General features: G+C 42.7%; 3 protein-coding genes. All 3 read right to left on the bottom strand.

The window, feature by feature from the left end; genetic code table 11:
• Nucleotides 1–167: 167 nt before the first annotated feature.
• Nucleotides 168–1,202, bottom strand: a complete 1,035-nt coding sequence (locus tag CDZ87_RS16580; protein WP_100754512.1) for an NAD(P)H-dependent flavin oxidoreductase — start codon at nucleotides 1,200–1,202, stop codon at nucleotides 168–170.
• A gap of 134 nt (nucleotides 1,203–1,336) precedes the next feature.
• A complete protein-coding gene (locus CDZ87_RS16575) occupies nucleotides 1,337–1,639 on the bottom strand; it encodes a type II toxin-antitoxin system RelE/ParE family toxin (RefSeq protein ID WP_100754511.1) in 303 nt (100 codons plus the stop codon).
• The gene (locus CDZ87_RS16570) at nucleotides 1,627–1,884 is read right to left on the bottom strand and encodes a type II toxin-antitoxin system Phd/YefM family antitoxin (protein ID WP_017024722.1); all 258 of its coding nucleotides are present in this window, start codon (nucleotides 1,882–1,884) and stop codon (nucleotides 1,627–1,629) included. The genes CDZ87_RS16575 and CDZ87_RS16570 overlap by 13 nt, the downstream gene beginning before the upstream one ends.
• Nucleotides 1,885–2,090 lie beyond the last annotated feature (206 nt).

Here is a 2,090-nt window from a genome sequence, read left to right as displayed (position 1 = left end):
AAGAACAGTGATCGGAAAAACTTTAAGCCACTGAAACACAAGTAAACATAACGCCGCATTAAGGTGTGAGCAACGCTACCATAAGACTTAACCTTACCACCGTAAACACGAAGCCCAACGATGGAATGAAAAATGCCAAGCGTTGGGAATCACTCTTAAATGCTTTGTTAGCACTTTCCAGCTAGTTGAAGTGTCAACTCTTTTGCGGAAATTTCTTGGCACCCTTGCGCATTTTGTCCACACCATAACGGAGAAAAACCATCCATCCCCTGTTTTTCAGCGCTATTTCGTAATTGAGACATTTCAAGAGAAGCGTACGGAAAATCAGGAGCAAGCACGCTCATATAGCCTAGTTCATCCATAACGCGATTAACTATACCACGGGCTGGTCTACCCGAAAATATGTTGGTTAAAGCTGTATGTGATGATTTACCACTTTTTAGTGCCTGTTTATGTATATCGGTTGTCTCAGCTTCTGTGCTCAGTAAATACGATGTTCCAACCTGCACAGCACACGCGCCCAACTGCAAACAAGCTCTCACACCATTATTATCACTAATACCACCTGCTGCTATAACAGGAACTTTAACCTGCTTGACAACCTGAGACACAAGCGAAACTAACCCTAGTTGCGTTGAGATTTTATCAGTTAGAAACATTCCTCTGTGCCCTCCTGCCTCTAAACCTTGAGCTATTATCCCGTGCACACCTTGCGACTCTAACCAAATAGCCTCCTCCAGCGTCGTTGCAGATGACACTACCTTTGTCCCCCAACTTTTGACTCGTTTCAATAAGTCTTTATTTGGCAACCCAAAATGAAAACTAATGAATTCCGGTGAAAAACACTCTATTGCATCAGCAATATCATGGCTAAATGGCACTCGAGTACTGCCGAGAGAAAGGTTTACTTCAGAATCCAGCTCGGCAAAATATGGCTGAAGTGTGTTTCGCCAAATCACTTGGCGATTTTCATCGTAAGGACGTAAGTTATGACAGAAAAAATTAAGATTATATGGTTTGCTAGTTGACCCTTTAATAGTTTCAATCTCATTGATTATTTTTTCCGTATTCAACATACCGCAAGGTAAAGAACCCAATCCGCCAGCCTCACTAACGGCAATCGCCAAAGCGCTACCCTGCACTCCCGCCATCGGCGCTTGAATGATTGGAAAATCCGTACCTAATAATTCCCTGTAGTTCATAGTCTTCCTTAACTATTGTTGGTGCTAACGCCGCATTAAGGTGTGAGCGACGCTTGGCTATACTTGAGCGAAGCGAAAACGCCAAGCGTTGCGAATCACTCTTAAATGCTTTGTTAGCCGTTCATTCCGTAAGGTTATTGCTTACTCAACAAGAACTTACGCAAATCTCTCTCTGCACGCATAACAAACAGAATAAACACTTTGTCACCGTCTTGTTTATAGAAAACACGACATGGATTCACGACAACTTCGCGATAACTTAAATGCTCTAGTTCAGGTGGAATGCGACCTGACTCTGGGAAAGTTTGTAGGCGTTCGACTTTTGTGAAGATCGTTTGTACTAACTGCTTTGCAGCTACGATATTTTCAAGAGCGATGTATTCAGCGATATCATTGAGGTCAGATAACGCAGGCTCTGTCCAGACTACTTCAGCCATTTTGACATTTTGTCCTTGGCTTCATCATGACTTACCACTTTACCATCAGCTAGTGCACGCTCACCTCTCGCGATACCCTCAAGGATAGATAAACGATTTTGCATAAACTCGTAATCATCAACATCAACTAGGTATGCGGACGGCTTACCATGCTCAGTAATTAACACTGGTTCTTTGGTATCGTGTAGATCGGCGAGGATCTTAGTTGCTTGACGTTTGAGTGATGTAACTAGTTCTACTTTCATGAGAGCTGCTCCAAAATATTACTAGAGTGATACTATTCTATCACTTAGAGTATAGCAAGCTCCGTGACGGCTAACGCCGCGTTAAGTAGTGAGCAACATTACCACCTAACCTAAGCCATTGTGCCGTAAACACTAAATTTAAAGCAAACCTAAAATGCCGAGCGTTGCGAATCTGCCTTAAACGCTTTGTTAGTTGCCATTCTAAA

The sequence above is a fragment of the Vibrio salilacus genome (genome assembly GCF_002811245.1).
GTDB classification, from domain to species: Bacteria; Pseudomonadota; Gammaproteobacteria; order Enterobacterales; family Vibrionaceae; genus Vibrio; species Vibrio salilacus.
Note: the sequence above shows the minus strand (reverse complement) of the source record. Positions and strands in the feature narration are given on the sequence as shown.

Bases quoted from the DNA above. Each gene is read 5' to 3' on its own strand.
- CDZ87_RS16570 (WP_017024722.1), bottom strand. From the start codon at position 1,884: ATGAAAGTAGAACTAGTTACATCACTCAAACGTCAAGCAACTAAGATC.
- CDZ87_RS16580 (WP_100754512.1), bottom strand. From the start codon at position 1,202: ATGAACTACAGGGAATTATTAGGTACGGATTTTCCAATCATTCAAGCG.
- CDZ87_RS16575 (WP_100754511.1), bottom strand. From the start codon at position 1,639: ATGGCTGAAGTAGTCTGGACAGAGCCTGCGTTATCTGACCTCAATGAT.